The 14,690-nt window shown below is 66.5% G+C and carries 8 protein-coding genes and 3 rRNA genes; 2 read left to right on the top strand and 9 right to left on the bottom strand.

From position 1 onward, the window contains the following. Positions 1-16: 16 nt before the first annotated feature. Complete coding sequence (locus tag SHK17_RS07595) at positions 17-1,447, top strand: acyl-CoA carboxylase subunit beta (RefSeq protein WP_322423878.1); 1,431 nt, start codon at positions 17-19, stop codon at positions 1,445-1,447. Positions 1,448-1,517: 70 nt separating this feature from the next. On the opposite strand, the gene SHK17_RS07590 is transcribed toward SHK17_RS07595, so the two are convergent. From SHK17_RS07590 to tyrS, 6 genes are all read right to left on the bottom strand, one after another. After that, entirely contained in the window at positions 1,518-2,048 is a 531-nt protein-coding gene (locus SHK17_RS07590) for a DUF3145 domain-containing protein (protein WP_322921627.1), read from the bottom strand. A gap of 167 nt (positions 2,049-2,215) precedes the next feature. Then, on the bottom strand, positions 2,216-3,223 hold the full coding sequence (locus SHK17_RS07585; RefSeq protein ID WP_322921626.1) for a tetratricopeptide repeat protein: 1,008 nt from the start codon (positions 3,221-3,223) through the stop codon (positions 2,216-2,218). Between the two features lie 127 nt (positions 3,224-3,350). Next, a 5S ribosomal RNA gene (gene rrf / locus SHK17_RS07580) occupies positions 3,351-3,468 on the bottom strand. A gap of 163 nt (positions 3,469-3,631) precedes the next feature. After that, positions 3,632-6,760 (bottom strand): 23S ribosomal RNA (locus SHK17_RS07575). 489 nt (positions 6,761-7,249) lie between these two features. Further along, positions 7,250-8,771 (bottom strand): 16S ribosomal RNA (locus SHK17_RS07570). The 16S, 23S and 5S rRNA genes sit together here, the layout of an rRNA operon. Positions 8,772-9,381: 610 nt before the next feature. Next, positions 9,382-10,647, bottom strand: a complete 1,266-nt coding sequence (gene tyrS / locus SHK17_RS07565) for a tyrosine--tRNA ligase (protein WP_322921625.1) — start codon at positions 10,645-10,647, stop codon at positions 9,382-9,384. 72 nt (positions 10,648-10,719) lie between these two features. Between tyrS and SHK17_RS07560 the strand changes: the two genes are divergently transcribed. Continuing rightward, the gene (locus SHK17_RS07560; RefSeq protein ID WP_322921624.1) at positions 10,720-12,102 is read left to right on the top strand and encodes a serine/threonine-protein kinase; all 1,383 of its coding nucleotides are present in this window, start codon (positions 10,720-10,722) and stop codon (positions 12,100-12,102) included. A gap of 18 nt (positions 12,103-12,120) precedes the next feature. Here SHK17_RS07560 and SHK17_RS07555 read toward each other — a convergent pair whose 3' ends face one another. Genes SHK17_RS07555 through SHK17_RS07545 form a run of 3 tightly spaced genes read right to left on the bottom strand, consistent with a single transcriptional unit; the run spans position 12,121 to position 14,587 of the window. Next, on the bottom strand, positions 12,121-12,771 hold the full coding sequence (locus tag SHK17_RS07555; protein WP_322921623.1) for a response regulator transcription factor: 651 nt from the start codon (positions 12,769-12,771) through the stop codon (positions 12,121-12,123). After that, on the bottom strand, positions 12,768-14,045 hold the full coding sequence (locus SHK17_RS07550) for a sensor histidine kinase (protein WP_322921622.1): 1,278 nt from the start codon (positions 14,043-14,045) through the stop codon (positions 12,768-12,770). Before SHK17_RS07550 ends, SHK17_RS07555 begins: the two co-directional genes overlap by 4 nt. Positions 14,046-14,065: 20 nt before the next feature. Continuing rightward, on the bottom strand, positions 14,066-14,587 hold the full coding sequence (locus SHK17_RS07545; protein ID WP_322921621.1) for a hypothetical protein: 522 nt from the start codon (positions 14,585-14,587) through the stop codon (positions 14,066-14,068). Positions 14,588-14,690: the final 103 nt, after the last annotated feature.

Here is a 14,690-nt window from a genome sequence, read left to right as displayed (position 1 = left end):
CCCGGAAGGACCACTGATGACGACCACCGCGACCAAGCCGGTCAAGCTCCCGCGCGAGGACGACCCGCGCAACCCGGTCCACCGCCTCACCGCCCTGCTCGACGACGGCACCCTCGAGCTGATCACGCCCGACGACGACTCCGGCATGCTCGCCGCGGTCGGCCGCGTGGACGGCACGTCCGTGGTGGCCTTCTGCTCCGACGCCACCGTGATGGGCGGCGCGATGGGCGACGTCGGCTGCCGGGTCGTCGTGGACGCCTACCACCGCGCCATCACCGACGGCGTGCCGATCATCGGCCTCTGGCACTCCGGCGGGGCCCGCCTGGCCGAGGGCGTGCTGTCGCTGCACGCCGTCGGCCGCATCTTCCAGGTGATGACCCAGGCCTCCGGCGTCATCCCGCAGATCTCCGTCGTCCTCGGCCCCGCTGCCGGGGGCGCCGCCTACGGTCCCGCCCTCACCGACGTGGTGATCCTCGGCCCGGAGGGCCGCATCTTCGTCACCGGCCCCGACGTCGTACGGTCGGTCACCGGCGAGGACGTCGACATGCTGCGCCTCGGCGGTCCCGAGCCGCACGGGCGCCGCTCCGGCGTGGTGCACATCCTCACCGAGTCCGAGCGCGAGGCGCTCGACCGCGCCCGCACCGTCGCCTCGCTCCTCGGCGCCCAGGGCAGCCTCGCCGTGGAGTCCGTCGACGACCGCGACCTCGGCGCCCTGCTGCCCGAGTCCAAGAAGCGCGCCTACGACGTGCACCCGCTCGTCGACGGCCTGCTCGACGAGGGCACCATGCAGGAGCTGCACGCCCGGTGGGCGCCCAACATCGTCACGGCCCTGGGCCGCTTCGGTGGGCGCACCGTGGGCGTGGTCGCCAACAACCCGCTGCGGCTCGGCGGATGCCTCGACTCCCTCTCCGCGGAGAAGGCGTCCCGCTTCGTCCGCATGTGCGACGCCTTTGGCGTCCCGCTCGTCGTCCTGGTCGACGTCCCGGGCTACCTGCCCGGCGTGGGCCAGGAGTGGGACGGGGTCGTCCGCCGCGGCGCCAAGCTGCTGCACGCCTTCGGCGAGTGCGTGGTCCCCCGGGTGACCCTGGTGACCCGCAAGACCTACGGCGGCGCCTACATCGCCATGAACGCCCGCTCGCTGGGCGCGACGCGAGTCTTCGCCTGGCCGGGGGCCGAGGTGGCCGTCATGGGTGCCGTCGCGGCGATCCGCATCCTGCACCGGCGCAAGCTGGCCGAGGTCTCCCCCGAGATCCGTCCGCAGGTCGAGGCCGAGCTCGCCGCCGAGCACGAGCGCATCGCGGGGGGCGTCGACAAGGCCGTCGAGATCGGCGTCGTCGACGAGGTCGTGGAGCCGACGCGCACGCGCAGCGCCATCGCCGAGGCCATGCGCCACGAGATCGACACCGCCGGCGTACGCCGCGGGCGGCACGGCAACATCCCGCTCTGACCCGCCTCGGCGACGGGCGCCGGACGCGCCCGTCGCCGTGGTGCGGCCGTCCCTACGGGACGGACAAGCGTCAGACGACCTGGTGGAGCCACCGCACGGGAGCGCCCTCGCCGGCGTGGCGGAAGGTCTCGAGCTCGTCGTCCCACGGCTTGCCGAGCAGGCTGTCGATCTCGAGCAGCAGCGTCGTGTCACCGAGCGCCGCCTTGACGACGGCCGCCTTCAGGCGGTCCTCCGGGATGAGGATGTCGCCGTGCGGTCCGGTGATCGCGTGGAAGATGCCCAGGTCGGGCGTGCACGAGAAGCGCGTGCCCTCGGTGGAGCTGGTCGGCTCCTCGGTGATCTCGAAGCGCAGGTGGTTCCAGCCGCGCAGCGCCGACGCGACGGCGGCAGCGGTGCCGGCCGCGCCGGACCAGGACAGCTCCGCGCGGTATGCGCCCGGCTGGGCAGGCTGCGGCGTCCAGTCGAGCGAGACGGCAGCTCCGAGCACCCCGCCGACCGCCCACTCGATGTGAGGGCAGAGCGCGGAGGGCGCAGAGTGCACGTAGAGAATGCCCCGCGTCCCCGGACCGTCCGGGCGGGAAGCAATGCGTGTGGTCACCATGACCTCCTTGAGTTCCGACGCTCCAGATGCGCCTTCCCCAGCGTTCTGTCGTCGTTGCTCGATGGAGGTCGAGTGACACCTATGTGATTAGGGCTCCATTGTGGCCCATGTGGCGCGTGAATACCAGCACATGCCCAGGTCCGGACCGGCCGGCCAGCACGACGGGGTCAGGACTGGCGGCGCTCGAGCAGGTCGGCGCGTGCCGCGGCGTCGGTCAGCTCCTCGGAGTCGATCGCGTGCGTGCGGTGGAACCAGGCGAGCGCGTCGGACTCGCGACCGGCGGCCTCGAGCGTGTCGGCGTACGCGTAGCGCAGCCGCACGACCCATGCGGAGCGGCTCTTGGACGTCAGCGGCGCCAGCTCGAGCGTCCGAAGCGCAGCGTCGAGCTGCCCCATGTCCCGACGGGCGCCGGCCTCGACCAGGGTCATCTCCGCCTTCGCCTCGGTGCTGAAGTTCGCGACCGACGGGCTCTTGGCCAGCTTGATGGCCTGCTCGGGGTTGCCGAGCGCTCGGTGGCAGTCGGCCATGATGGGCAGGTAATCGGTCGCGCCGTTCATCCGCTTGGCAGCACGCAGCTCGGCGAGCGCCTCGGCGTAGTGGCCGGCAGCGTACGCCGCCTCACCGGTGGCCTCGCGGACCACCGCGAGCCTCGAGGCCCGGGCGCGGGCAGCCAGCGTGTGCTGGTAGGCCTTCTCCGGGTCCTCGTCGATCAGCATGCCGGCCGCCGCGAGGTGGCGCGCCACCCGGGCCGCCAGCTTCTCGGGCAGGCCCTTGAGCTGCGCACGGATGCCGCGGTCAAGCTCCGCCCCGGTGATGTTCTCCGGCAGGTCCGGGCCGTCGTAGACCGCCTGCTCGCTCGTCCGGGGCTTCTCCTCCGAGCGCCCACGGTAGGCGCGGTCGCCTGAGCCGGACGGCTTCTTGCCGCCACCCTGGTAGCCACCGCGCGACGAGCCGGCCTTGCCGCGGGCGTCGCCGCGCTGACCGCCGCGCGAGTCACCGCGGGTGTCGCCGGCGCGGGAGTCCTTGCCACCGCCACTGCCTCCGCGGGAGTCCTTGCCACGGGAGGCGGCGCTGCCACCCCGGGGCGACGATCCGCTCCGTCCACCGGCCGAGCTGCCTCGGTCGGCACCCGCTCCACCTCGCGACGGACGCTGTCCTCGACGGTCCTCGGCCACGGCCGCTCACTCCTTCTGCTGTTGACTCCCCGGATACCGGGGCCACGCTACCCACGCACGCTACTCGTGCGGGGGCCCGAAATGGCGCAGAGGCCACCAGGTATCTGGTGGCCTCTGCCAACTGTATGTCCGGCGGCGTCCTACTCTCCCACAACCTCTCGGTTGCAGTACCATCGGCGCTGAAAGGCTTAACTTCCGGGTTCGGTATGGGACCGGGTGTTTCCCGTTTCGCTATGGCCGCCGTAACTCTTTCAACCATGTCCCCCTGCCCCACGGTGCACGCCAGCTCAGTTGCTGGGTGGTGTGGGGGTGGGTGTGTTGGTTGGGAACTGCCTAGTGGACGCGAACTGTGTGTTCGTTTTTTTGCGCGTGGGTCGACCGTGGTGCGTGTGTGGTCTTGTACGTGGTTGGGACAAGCCCTCGGCCTATTAGTACCGGTCGGCTGGGCATTGCTGCTGTACACCTCCGGCCTATCAACCCCATGTTCTGTGGGGGGCCTTACCCACTTACGTGGTGGGAAACCTCATCTTGAAACGTGCTTCCCGCTTAGATGCATTCAGCGGTTATCACTTCCGAACGTAGCCAACCAGCCGTGCTCTTGGCAGAACAACTGGCACACCAGAGGTTCGTCCATCCCGGTCCTCTCGTACTAGGGACAGCCTTTCTCAAGTTTCCTGCGCGCGCGGCGGATAGGGACCGAACTGTCTCACGACGTTCTAAACCCAGCTCGCGTGCCGCTTTAATGGGCGAACAGCCCAACCCTTGGGACCTACTCCAGCCCCAGGATGCGACGAGCCGACATCGAGGTGCCAAACCATCCCGTCGATATGGACTCTTGGGGAAGATCAGCCTGTTATCCCCGGGGTACCTTTTATCCGTTGAGTGACCACGCTTCCACATGCCGTGGCCAGATCACTAGTTCCGACTTTCGTCCCTGCTCGACATGTCTGTCTCACAGTCAAGCTCCCTTGTGCACTTACACTCGCCACCTGATTGCCAACCAGGCTGAGGGAACCTTTGAGCGCCTCCGTTACATTTTAGGAGGCAACCGCCCCAGTTAAACTACCCATCAGGCACTGTCCCTGATCCGGATAACGGACCTAGGTTAGACATCTAGTACGACCAGAGTGGTATTTCAACGTTGACTCCACCCACACTGGCGTGAGGGCTTCACAGTCTCCCACCTATCCTACACAAGCCGTACCAAACACCAATACCAAACTATAGTAAAGGTCCCGGGGTCTTTCCGTCCTGCCGCGCGTAACGAGCATCTTTACTCGTAGTGCAATTTCGCCGAGTCCATGGTTGAGACAGTGGGAAAGTCGTTACTCCATTCGTGCAGGTCGGAACTTACCCGACAAGGAATTTCGCTACCTTAGGATGGTTATAGTTACCACCGCCGTTTACTGGGGCTTAAATTCTCAGCTTCGGCACAAGTGCCTAACCGGTCCTCTTAACCTTCCAGCACCGGGCAGGAGTCAGTCCGTATACATCGTCTTACAACTTCGCACGGACCTGTGTTTTTAGTAAACAGTCGCTTTCCCCTGGTCTCTGCGGCCCTTCACGCTTCCCCAGCAAGTGGGTACACGATCCGGGCCCCCCTTCTCCCGAAGTTACGGGGGCATTTTGCCGAGTTCCTTAACCATGGTTGTCTCGATCGCCTTAGTATTCTCTACTTGATCACCTGAGTCGGTTTGGGGTACGGGCGGCTCGTTGCTCGCTAGAGGTTTTTCTCGACAGCATAGGATCACCCACTTCGCCCATACGGGCTCCGCGTCACGTCTCAGACTCCACATCAAAGTGAGTGGTACGGATTTGCCTACACCACGTCCTACGCGCTTGCCCACAGACAACCATCGCTGTGGTTGGGCTACCTTCCTGCGTCACCCCATCGCTTGACTACTACCAGCTCGGGTCCCACGCTCCGCCCACCAGCCTCGCCCCGAAGGGTCCGGTCCGATGAGTTTCGGGTGGTTAGCATCACCAGGTTCGTCATGGGCGCAACTTCGCCGGTACGGGAATATCAACCCGTTGTCCATCGACTACGCCTGTCGGCCTCGCCTTAGGTCCCGACTTACCCAGGGCAGATTAGCTTGACCCTGGAACCCTTGATCATTCGGCGCACGGGTTTCTCACCCGTGATTCGCTACTCATGCCTGCATTCTCACTCGTGTGGCCTCCACGCCTGGATCACTCCGACGCTTCACTGCCCACACGACGCTCCCCTACCCATCCACACACTTGAACACCGATCAAGTCGATGCTGAGCTTGAGTGTGAATGCCATAGCTTCGGCGGATGACTTGAGCCCCGCTACATTGTCGGCGCGGAATCACTTGACCAGTGAGCTATTACGCACTCTTTCAAGGGTGGCTGCTTCCAAGCCAACCTCCTGGTTGTCAATGCGACTCCACATCCTTTTCCACTTAGTCACCGCTTAGGGGCCTTAGCTGATGGTCTGGGCTGTTTCCCTCTCGACTACGGAGCTTATCCCCCGCAGTCTCACTGCTGCGCTCTCACTTACCGGCATTCGGAGTTTGGCTAACGTCAGTAACCTTGTAGGGCCCATCGGCTATCCAGTGCTCTACCTCCGGCAAGAAACACGCAACGCTGCACCTAAATGCATTTCGGGGAGAACCAGCTATCACGAAGTTTGATTGGCCTTTCACCCCTATCCACAGGTCATCCCCTCAGTTTTCAACCTAAGTGGGTTCGGTCCTCCACGTCGTCTTACCGACGCTTCAACCTGCCCATGGATAGATCACTTCGCTTCGGGTCTTGAGCGCGCTACTGAATCGCCCTATTAGGACTCGCTTTCGCTACGGCTACCCCACACGGGTTAACCTCGCAACACACCGCAAACTCGCAGGCTCATTCTTCAAAAGGCACGCCGTCACCCACCCACAAGGGGCAAGCTCCGACGGATTGTAGGCACACGGTTTCAGGTACTATTTCACTCCCCGCCAGGGGTACTTTTCACCTTTCCCTCACGGTACTTGTCCGCTATCGGTCATCAAGGAGTATTTAGGCTTAACGGGTGGTCCCGCCAGATTCACACGGAATTTCAGGGGTTCCGTGTTACTTGGGAACACGCTCCAGAGCCAGCGCTTTACGTCTACGGGCCTATCACCCTCTACGGTACGGCTTTCCAACCGGCTTCGACTTCCACACTGGTTTCTTACTCTGTACCCCACCGGCAGATGAGGTCGAGCGGTCCCACAACCCCCTGCGTGCAACCCCTGCCGGGTATCACACACGCAAGGTTTAGCCTCATCCGATTTCGCTCGCCACTACTCTCGGAATCACTGTTGTTTTCTCTTCCTGTCGGTACTGAGATGTTTCACTTCCCGACGTTCCCTCCACACACCCTATGTGTTCAGGTGCAGGTAGCACGACATGACTCGTGCTGGGTTTCCCCATTCGGACACCCCCGGATCACAGCTTGGTTGCCAACTCCCCAGGGCTTATCGCAGGCTCCAACGTCCTTCATCGGCTCTTGATGCCAAGGCATCCACCATGTGCCCTTCATAGCTTGTCTCAACAACGTCAAAACAACACACGCCGTGTCGACACGCACAGAGAAACACCCGCCACTCCCCAATCAAAGAAGCAGCAGGCTCACACAACGTGGCGCACCGGCAAGGAAAGCCGGCCACGCCACAACAATATTCACAACCAGAAACTTCCTAGTTGCAAAGATGCTCGCGTCCACTATGCAGATCTCAAACAACAACCCCACCAACCCTCTCGACCCCACACAGTGAGACCTCGAACGAAGGGAGGACCAGAACAACCAACCCACACCCCCAGACAAGCTGGGGACGAAACGGCTGATCCTTCAGGACCCAACAGTGTGCTTGACCCCACCCCCACCAACGCAGGGCCTGAGTAACACCACACCCCCCGAAGAGGGCCGGCCCACCCACCCCCGAAGGAGCAGACAGACCCGGTGCGTCGACGATTCCACTAGTGAACACCACCATGCGCCAGTGAACATTCGCCACTGGTCGGGGCGTGTGCTCCTTAGAAAGGAGGTGATCCAGCCGCACCTTCCGGTACGGCTACCTTGTTACGACTTCGTCCCAATCGCCAGCCCCACCTTCGACGGCTCCCTCCACAAGGGTTGGGCCACCGGCTTCGGGTGTTGCCGACTTTCGTGACGTGACGGGCGGTGTGTACAAGGCCCGGGAACGTATTCACCGCAGCGTTGCTGATCTGCGATTACTAGCGACTCCGACTTCATGGGGTCGAGTTGCAGACCCCAATCCGAACTGAGACCGGCTTTTTGGGATTCGCTCCCCCTCACGGGATCGCAGCCCTTTGTACCGGCCATTGTAGCATGCGTGAAGCCCTGGACATAAGGGGCATGATGACTTGACGTCATCCCCACCTTCCTCCGAGTTGACCCCGGCAGTCTCCTATGAGTCCCCATCACCCCGAAGGGCATGCTGGCAACATAGAACGAGGGTTGCGCTCGTTGCGGGACTTAACCCAACATCTCACGACACGAGCTGACGACAGCCATGCACCACCTGTACACCCCCAAAAGAAGCCCCATCTCTGGAGCGGCAGGGTGTATGTCAAACCCAGGTAAGGTTCTTCGCGTTGCATCGAATTAATCCGCATGCTCCGCCGCTTGTGCGGGCCCCCGTCAATTCCTTTGAGTTTTAGCCTTGCGGCCGTACTCCCCAGGCGGGGCGCTTAATGCGTTAGCTGCGGCACGGAATCCGTGGAATGGACCCCACACCTAGCGCCCAACGTTTACGGTGTGGACTACCAGGGTATCTAATCCTGTTCGCTCCCCACACTTTCGCTCCTCAGCGTCAGGTCATTCCCAGAGAACCGCCTTCGCCACCGGTGTTCCTCCTGATATCTGCGCATTTCACCGCTACACCAGGAATTCCGTTCTCCCCTGAATACCTCTAGTCTGCCCGTATCGAAAGCAAGCGCCGTGTTAAGCACGGCGTTTTCACTCCCGACGCGACAAACCGCCTACGAGCCCTTTACGCCCAATAATTCCGGACAACGCTCGCACCCTACGTATTACCGCGGCTGCTGGCACGTAGTTGGCCGGTGCTTCTTCTGTACCTACCGTCACTTGCGCTTCGTCGGTACTGAAAGAGGTTTACAACCCGAAGGCCGTCATCCCTCACGCGGCGTTGCTGGATCAGGCTTCCGCCCATTGTCCAATATTCCCCACTGCTGCCTCCCGTAGGAGTCTGGGCCGTGTCTCAGTCCCAGTGTGACCGGTCACCCTCTCAGGCCGGCTACCCGTCGAAGCCATGGTGAGCCATTACCTCACCATCAAGCTGATAGGCCGCGAGCACATCCCTGGCCGAAAAACTTTCCACCCACAACCATGCGGTCACGAGTCATATCCGGTATTAATCACCGTTTCCGGTGGCTATCCCAAAGCCAGGGGCAGATTACTCACGTGTTACTCACCCGTTCGCCGCTCGAGTACCACCGAAGTGGCCTTTCCGCTCGACTTGCATGTGTTAAGCACGCCGCCAGCGTTCGTCCTGAGCCAGGATCAAACTCTCCATCGAAAACTACACCCCACACACCCCAAAAGAGCATGCAAGGAAAAGAGAGCCACATCCCCTGACAGAACAAAACTGACATCAATTGCCAGAATCATCGTCAAAGAAACCGCGACACCATCAACCAACCCACCCAAAAGGCAAGCCAGCCAACAACGTCAACGGGGCATAACAAACTAATTCGTCGACTAATCAAACACACTGTTGAGTTCTCAAGAATCAGACGCACCCACATCGCGATCCGGTGAGGACCTCGGTTGCGTGAGGCAGCTGGTGAAACTTAGCGAGCGCTTTTCTGTCGGGTCAAATCCTCGACTGTTTCGCTCTGACCCACTGGTGTCACCGTGACCGATGACCGCTTCGGGTTGTCCTGCCCGGGGCCGGGAGCCCGACCTGACCGGTCTTGCTCCCCGCCGCTCCCTGGCGACAAAGAGAACATTAGACAACGCCCGGGCGGCATGCAAATCGAAACCGTGTGACCGCGGGCACATCGACGTCTTCGCAGGTCAGAGGCCTGTTGTGACGCATGGGGCGTTCGGCGGCGGGTGTCGGGGGTGCCTGGGCGGGGGTGGTCGGGCAGGTCCACACCTGCCCGACAGCACCCGTTCCGCGACCCTCAGACCGCCTGCACCCCGGCGAACTTCTTCTTGCCCCGTCGCAGCACGAGCCACGACCCCGCGACGAGGTCCGCGCCCGTGGGAACGAGCTCGGGGTCCTCGACGCGCACGTTGTTGAGGTAGGCGCCGCCCTCGGCGACGGTGCGTCGCGCGTCGCCCTTGCTCTTGACGAGGCCCGCGGCCACGAGGAGGTCGAGGATCCCCGGCAGGTCGGCGGCCGGGACCGTCGTACCTCCGGTCTCGCGCAACGCAGAGGCCAGCGTCTCCGGCTTGATGCTGGCCAGGTCTCCCCCGCCGAACAGGGCCGCCGCAGCCGCCTTGGCCTGCTCGACCTCCTCGGCGCCGTGCACCAGCGCGGTCACCTCGTCGGCGAGGCGCTTCTGCCCCGCGCGCAGGAACGGCTTCTCGGCCGTCTGCTGCTCGAGGTCCTCGATCTCCTCGCGCGGGAGGAAGGTGAAGATGCGCAGCAGCTCACCGACCTTCTCGTCCTCCACGTTGAGCCAGAACTGGTGGAAGGCGTAGGGCGAGAGCATCTCGGGGTCGAGCCACAGCGCCCCGCCCTCGGTCTTGCCGTACTTGGTGCCGTCGCTCTTGGTGATCAGCGGCGTGGCGAACCCGTAGGCGCTGCCGCCGGTCACGCGGCGTACGAGCTCAGCACCACCGGTGATGTTGCCCCACTGGTCGGAGCCGCCGAACTGCAGCGAGACACCGTGCTCGCGGAACAGGTTGAGGTAGTCCATGGACTGCAGCAGGACGTAGGAGAACTCGGTGTAGCTGATCCCGGACTCGAGACGACGCTTGACCGTGTCGCGCGCCAGCATCCGGTTGACCGGGAAGTGCTTGCCGATGTCACGGAGGAAGTCGATGGTCGAGAGCGAGGCGGTCCAGTCGTAGTTGTTGACCGTGGTCGCGGCGTTGTCGCCCTCGAAGCCCACGAACCGCGACACCTGCTGGCGGACCCGCTCGGTCCACTCCTTCACCGTGTCCGGCGAGTTGAGCGTGCGCTCCCCCGAGTCGCGGGGGTCGCCGATCATGCCGGTGGCGCCACCGACGAGGACGTAGGGCGTGTGGCCGGCGTCCTGCAGCCGGCGGGCGGTGACCAGCTGCACCAGGTTGCCCATGTGGAGGCTCGGCGCGGTGGGGTCGAAGCCCACATAGAACTTGACGCTCCCCTCGCCCAGCGCCGCGCGGAGCGCGTCGCGGTCGGTGGAGTGCGCGATCAGGCCGCGCCACTCCAGCTCGTCAAGGACGTTCGGGGTCGTCATGGGGGTTCTTTCGGGTGAGTCGGGTTCGTGGACGGGCACTAGCCTAGGGCGAGCGCGGAGGAGGGACGGCACGTGATCGCAGGCAGGTACAGGCTCGAGCGGGAGATCGGCCGTGGCGGCTCCGGCACGGTGCACCTGGCCCTCGACGAGGTGCTGGGCCGGCAGGTGGCGATCAAGCGCATCGGCACGACGCCGGGCTCCGACCTCGCCGAGCTGGAGCGCGCCGAGCGCGAGGCCCGCCTCGCCGCGGCCCTCAACCACCCGCACGTCGTCTCCGTGTTCGACCTGGTCGACGAGGGGGACGTGCGCTGGCTCGTCATGGAGTACGTCGACGGGCAGACGATCAGCGAGCGGGTCCGGGACTCGGGTCCGCTCGACGCCCGCCCCGCCGCCGCCCTCCTGGCCCAGACGGCGGACGCGCTGATCGAGGCCCACGCCAACGGGATCGTCCACCGCGACGTCAAGCCGAGCAACATCATGATCGCCGGCGACTCCGCCAAGCTGAACGACTTCGGCATCGCGCGGGCCGCCGACGACCCGTCGCTCACCCAGACCGGGCTGGTCACCGGGTCACCGGCCTACCTCGCGCCCGAGGTCGCATCCGGCTCCTCCGCCACCCCCGCCAGCGACGTCTGGTCGCTGGGCGCCACGCTCTACCACGCGGTGACCGGCAAGCCGCCGTACGAGGTGGGCGACAACCTCATCGGGGCGCTCTACAAGATCGTCCACGAGGACCCGCCGCGGCTGGCCGAGGACCACCCGATGGCCGGGCTGCTCACGGTCATGATGAACCGCGATCCCGCGGCCCGGTGGCCGCTCCCCCGCGTGCGGGACGAGCTGGTCCGGATCTCGCAGGGGCAGGTCTCCACCGTGCCGATCGCCCCGCCGACACCCGCTCCTCCGGAGCAGACCGGTGTCATGCCGCCCGCCCCCGTGCCCGTCCGCGCGCGGACACCCCGCGACCACCGGTGGGCGTGGATCGCCGCCGCGGCGGTGCTGGCGGTCGCGGCCGTCGTGTCGGCGTACGTCTGGGCCGGGCGCGGCACCCCGGAGGCGGCACCGGACGAGCAACGCGGCTCGGCACCGGCGTCGCAGACGACGACGCCCGAGACGTCGTCGGCCGGCAGCACTCCCCCGCTCTCCGCCGCGGACACGCGTGAGCAGATGGACGCGTTCATCACGTCCTACATCTCCACCGTCACGAGCAACCCGCGGGCGGCCTTCCGGCAGCTGACGCCGGAGTTCCAGGCGGCGAGCGGCGGCTTCGAGGGCTACCTGGGCTGGTGGGGCAAGGTCGAGTCCGCGACGCTGGCCGAGGTCAGCAGCGACCCCTCGGACCTCACCGTCGGCTACACGGTGAACTACGTGATGGAGTCCGGCGCCCGCAGCACCGACCGGATCCGGCTCCAGCTCCAGCGCCTCGACGACGGCTACCGGATCGCCGGCGAGGGCTGAGCCCGTCCGGCCCGTCCCCTACGGCGTCCGGCCACCCAGGTCGTGCCGCTGCGCCCACAGGGCGGCCTGGGTGCGGTCGGCGACCCCGATGCGCTGGTAGGCGGACGTGAGGTGCGCCTTCACGGTCCGCTCGGTGATGCCGAGACGCTGGGCGATCTGCTTGTTGAGCAGTCCGTCGACGACGAGGCGCAGCACCTCGGCCTCGCGGGGCGAGAGCCCGGCCGGCGCCGCGCCCGCTGAGGTCTCGCGCGAGCCGGCCGCGCGGGTCAGCAGCCGGCGGGCGGCCCGCGGGTCGAGCGGCGACTCCCCGCGCGCCACGGCGCGGATCCCGTCGAGCAGGACCTCCGGCTCGGCGTCCTTGAGCAGGTAGCCGACGGCGCCCGCTCCGAGGGCGGCGTCGATCCGCGCGTGGTCGGAGAAGGAGGTGAGCACCAGGACCTCGGTGCCGGTGGCCGCCGCCACGATGGCGCGCGTCGCCTCGACGCCGTCCAGGACGGGCATCTGCAGGTCCATCACGGCGACGTCGGGGCGGTGCTCGCGCACCAGGTCGACGGCCTCGCTCCCGTCGCGGGCGACGCCGACCACCTCGAGGTCGTCGGTCGACTCCAGCAGGCCGGTCAGCCCACGGCGTACGACGGCGTGGTCGTCGGCCAGCACCACACGGATCATGCGAGCGGCACCTCCACGCGCACCATCGTGCCCGAGCCGGGCGCGGACTCGACCTCCAGGGACCCGCCGTGCTCGTGCACGAGGCTCTCCGCGGCGCGCAGGCCGAACCGGTCGGTCGCGACGAGGGTCCCGGGCGCGAAGCCGACCCCGTCGTCCACGACCTCGAGGACGAGCGCGCCGCCCTGCCGGTGGACCGTGAGCGACATCCGCGTCGCGCGGGAGTGCCGGACCACGTTGCGCACGGCCTCCTGGGCGACCCGCCAGACGAGGGCGACCGCCGACCGGGGCGCGTCCTGGTCCCCGCTGACGTCGGCGTCGACCACGATGCCGGCCGCGACCAGCGGGGCGACCAGGTCGTCGACCGCCGCCGCCAGGCCGGCGGTGTGCAGGTCCGGCGGGTAGATCTCGACGAGCAGCGACCGCAGGGACCGCATGCTGACCCGGAGCGACCGGCCGACCTCCTCCAGCTGCGCGCGGTCCGGACCGGCCGTGCGGGCGGCCACGGTGGAGAGGGCCATCGAGGACCCGGCCAGGTCCTGGACGACGCCGTCGTGGAGGTCGCGCGCGATGCGCAACCGCTCGCCGTCGGAGGCCCGCACCGCCGCCTCGAGCAGCTGCTCACGCTCGCGGGCCGCGCGCGAGATGCGGCGCGAGAGCAGCCACACGAGCGGCGTGCTCAGCACCACGAGCGCGAGGATGGAGCCGATGGTGATGGGCAGGAACCGGGCGAGCACCTGCGCCCGGCTCTCCCGGATCCGGTCGACCCCGAGGTAGGCCTCGAAGAGCAGCGGCTCGCCCTCCGGCGACTCGATCCGCGTGTAGACCTCGAGCAGGTCCCCGCCGACGTCCCGCTCGAACCGGTTCTCCGGCTTCGAGAGGTCCGACAGCTCGGCGTCGGTGCCACCGTCGCGCAGCACCTCGAGCTCGTCCTCGTCGAGGGGGTAGACCGCGCCGATCAGCTCCGTGCGATCGCTGTAGAGCACCGTGCCGCCGACGTCCCAGATCTTGATGCGCAGGACGTCGTCGACGAGCAGCCGGTCGAGCGCCGTACGGTCCAGGCGGTCGATCGCGGCGGCGTCGCCGTCGACCAGGCCGCTCGGGATGGCCGGCTCGGCCACCGACGTGCCGAGCACCCGGGTGAGCGAGCGGGCATCGGCCACGGCCTCCTCGTCCGCGGCCGAGCGGCTGAGGGCGCTCGTGGCGACCAGCACCACCACGAGCATGACGAATCCCGTGGCCAGGAACTGCACCACGGGATTCTTCAGCCAGCGCATGCGGTCGTCCTCCGGTGAGGTCAGTAGTTGACCACACCCCGGCAGACCTGGCCGTCGCGCACGGCCCGGAAGGCGACGGCGTCGGTGCCCGCGAGGTCGACGATCTTGCGCTCGACCTCGAAGGAGCCGCTGCGGGCCGTGGTCGTGCCGACACCGCGGTCGCTCACCGAGCCGTTGTGGCGCAGGGTCCAGCGCCAGCGCTGGCCGGCGACGTTGCTGTCGACCTCGCCCTCGACCTCGAGGCGGCCGTCGTCGGTCTTGACCTTGAGCTTCCAGTCCGCACCGCCGGTGCAGCTGCCGGTGCGGATGACGCGGTCGTCGTCGCCCCCGCCGTTGTCGTCGTCGCCGTTGTCGTCATCGCTGCGGTCGTCGCTGCGGTCGTCGGCGCTGCGCAGCGACGACGTCGGGCCGTCGGGCGACGAGGTCGCGCCTGCGGGCGACCCTGCGAGGCCGAGGACCAGGGCGGCCAGGGCGAGCGGCAGGGCGAGCGTGAGGGCGAGGGAGCGCGCGGCGCCGGTGATGAGGGTGGTCGTGCTGGTCATGGCTTCCTCCTGGGTCGGTGTGACCAGCGTGGTCCCGGTCGGCCCCGACGGCGAGATGGCCGATGGTGCTAGCACCCCCGGGCCGGCGGCACCGCGCGCACAG

The sequence above is a fragment of the Nocardioides renjunii genome (assembly GCF_034661175.1).
Lineage (GTDB): Bacteria > Actinomycetota > Actinomycetes > Propionibacteriales > Nocardioidaceae > Nocardioides > Nocardioides renjunii.
The sequence above is the reverse complement of the archived record's forward strand: the minus strand, read 5'-3'. Positions and strand labels throughout refer to the sequence as shown.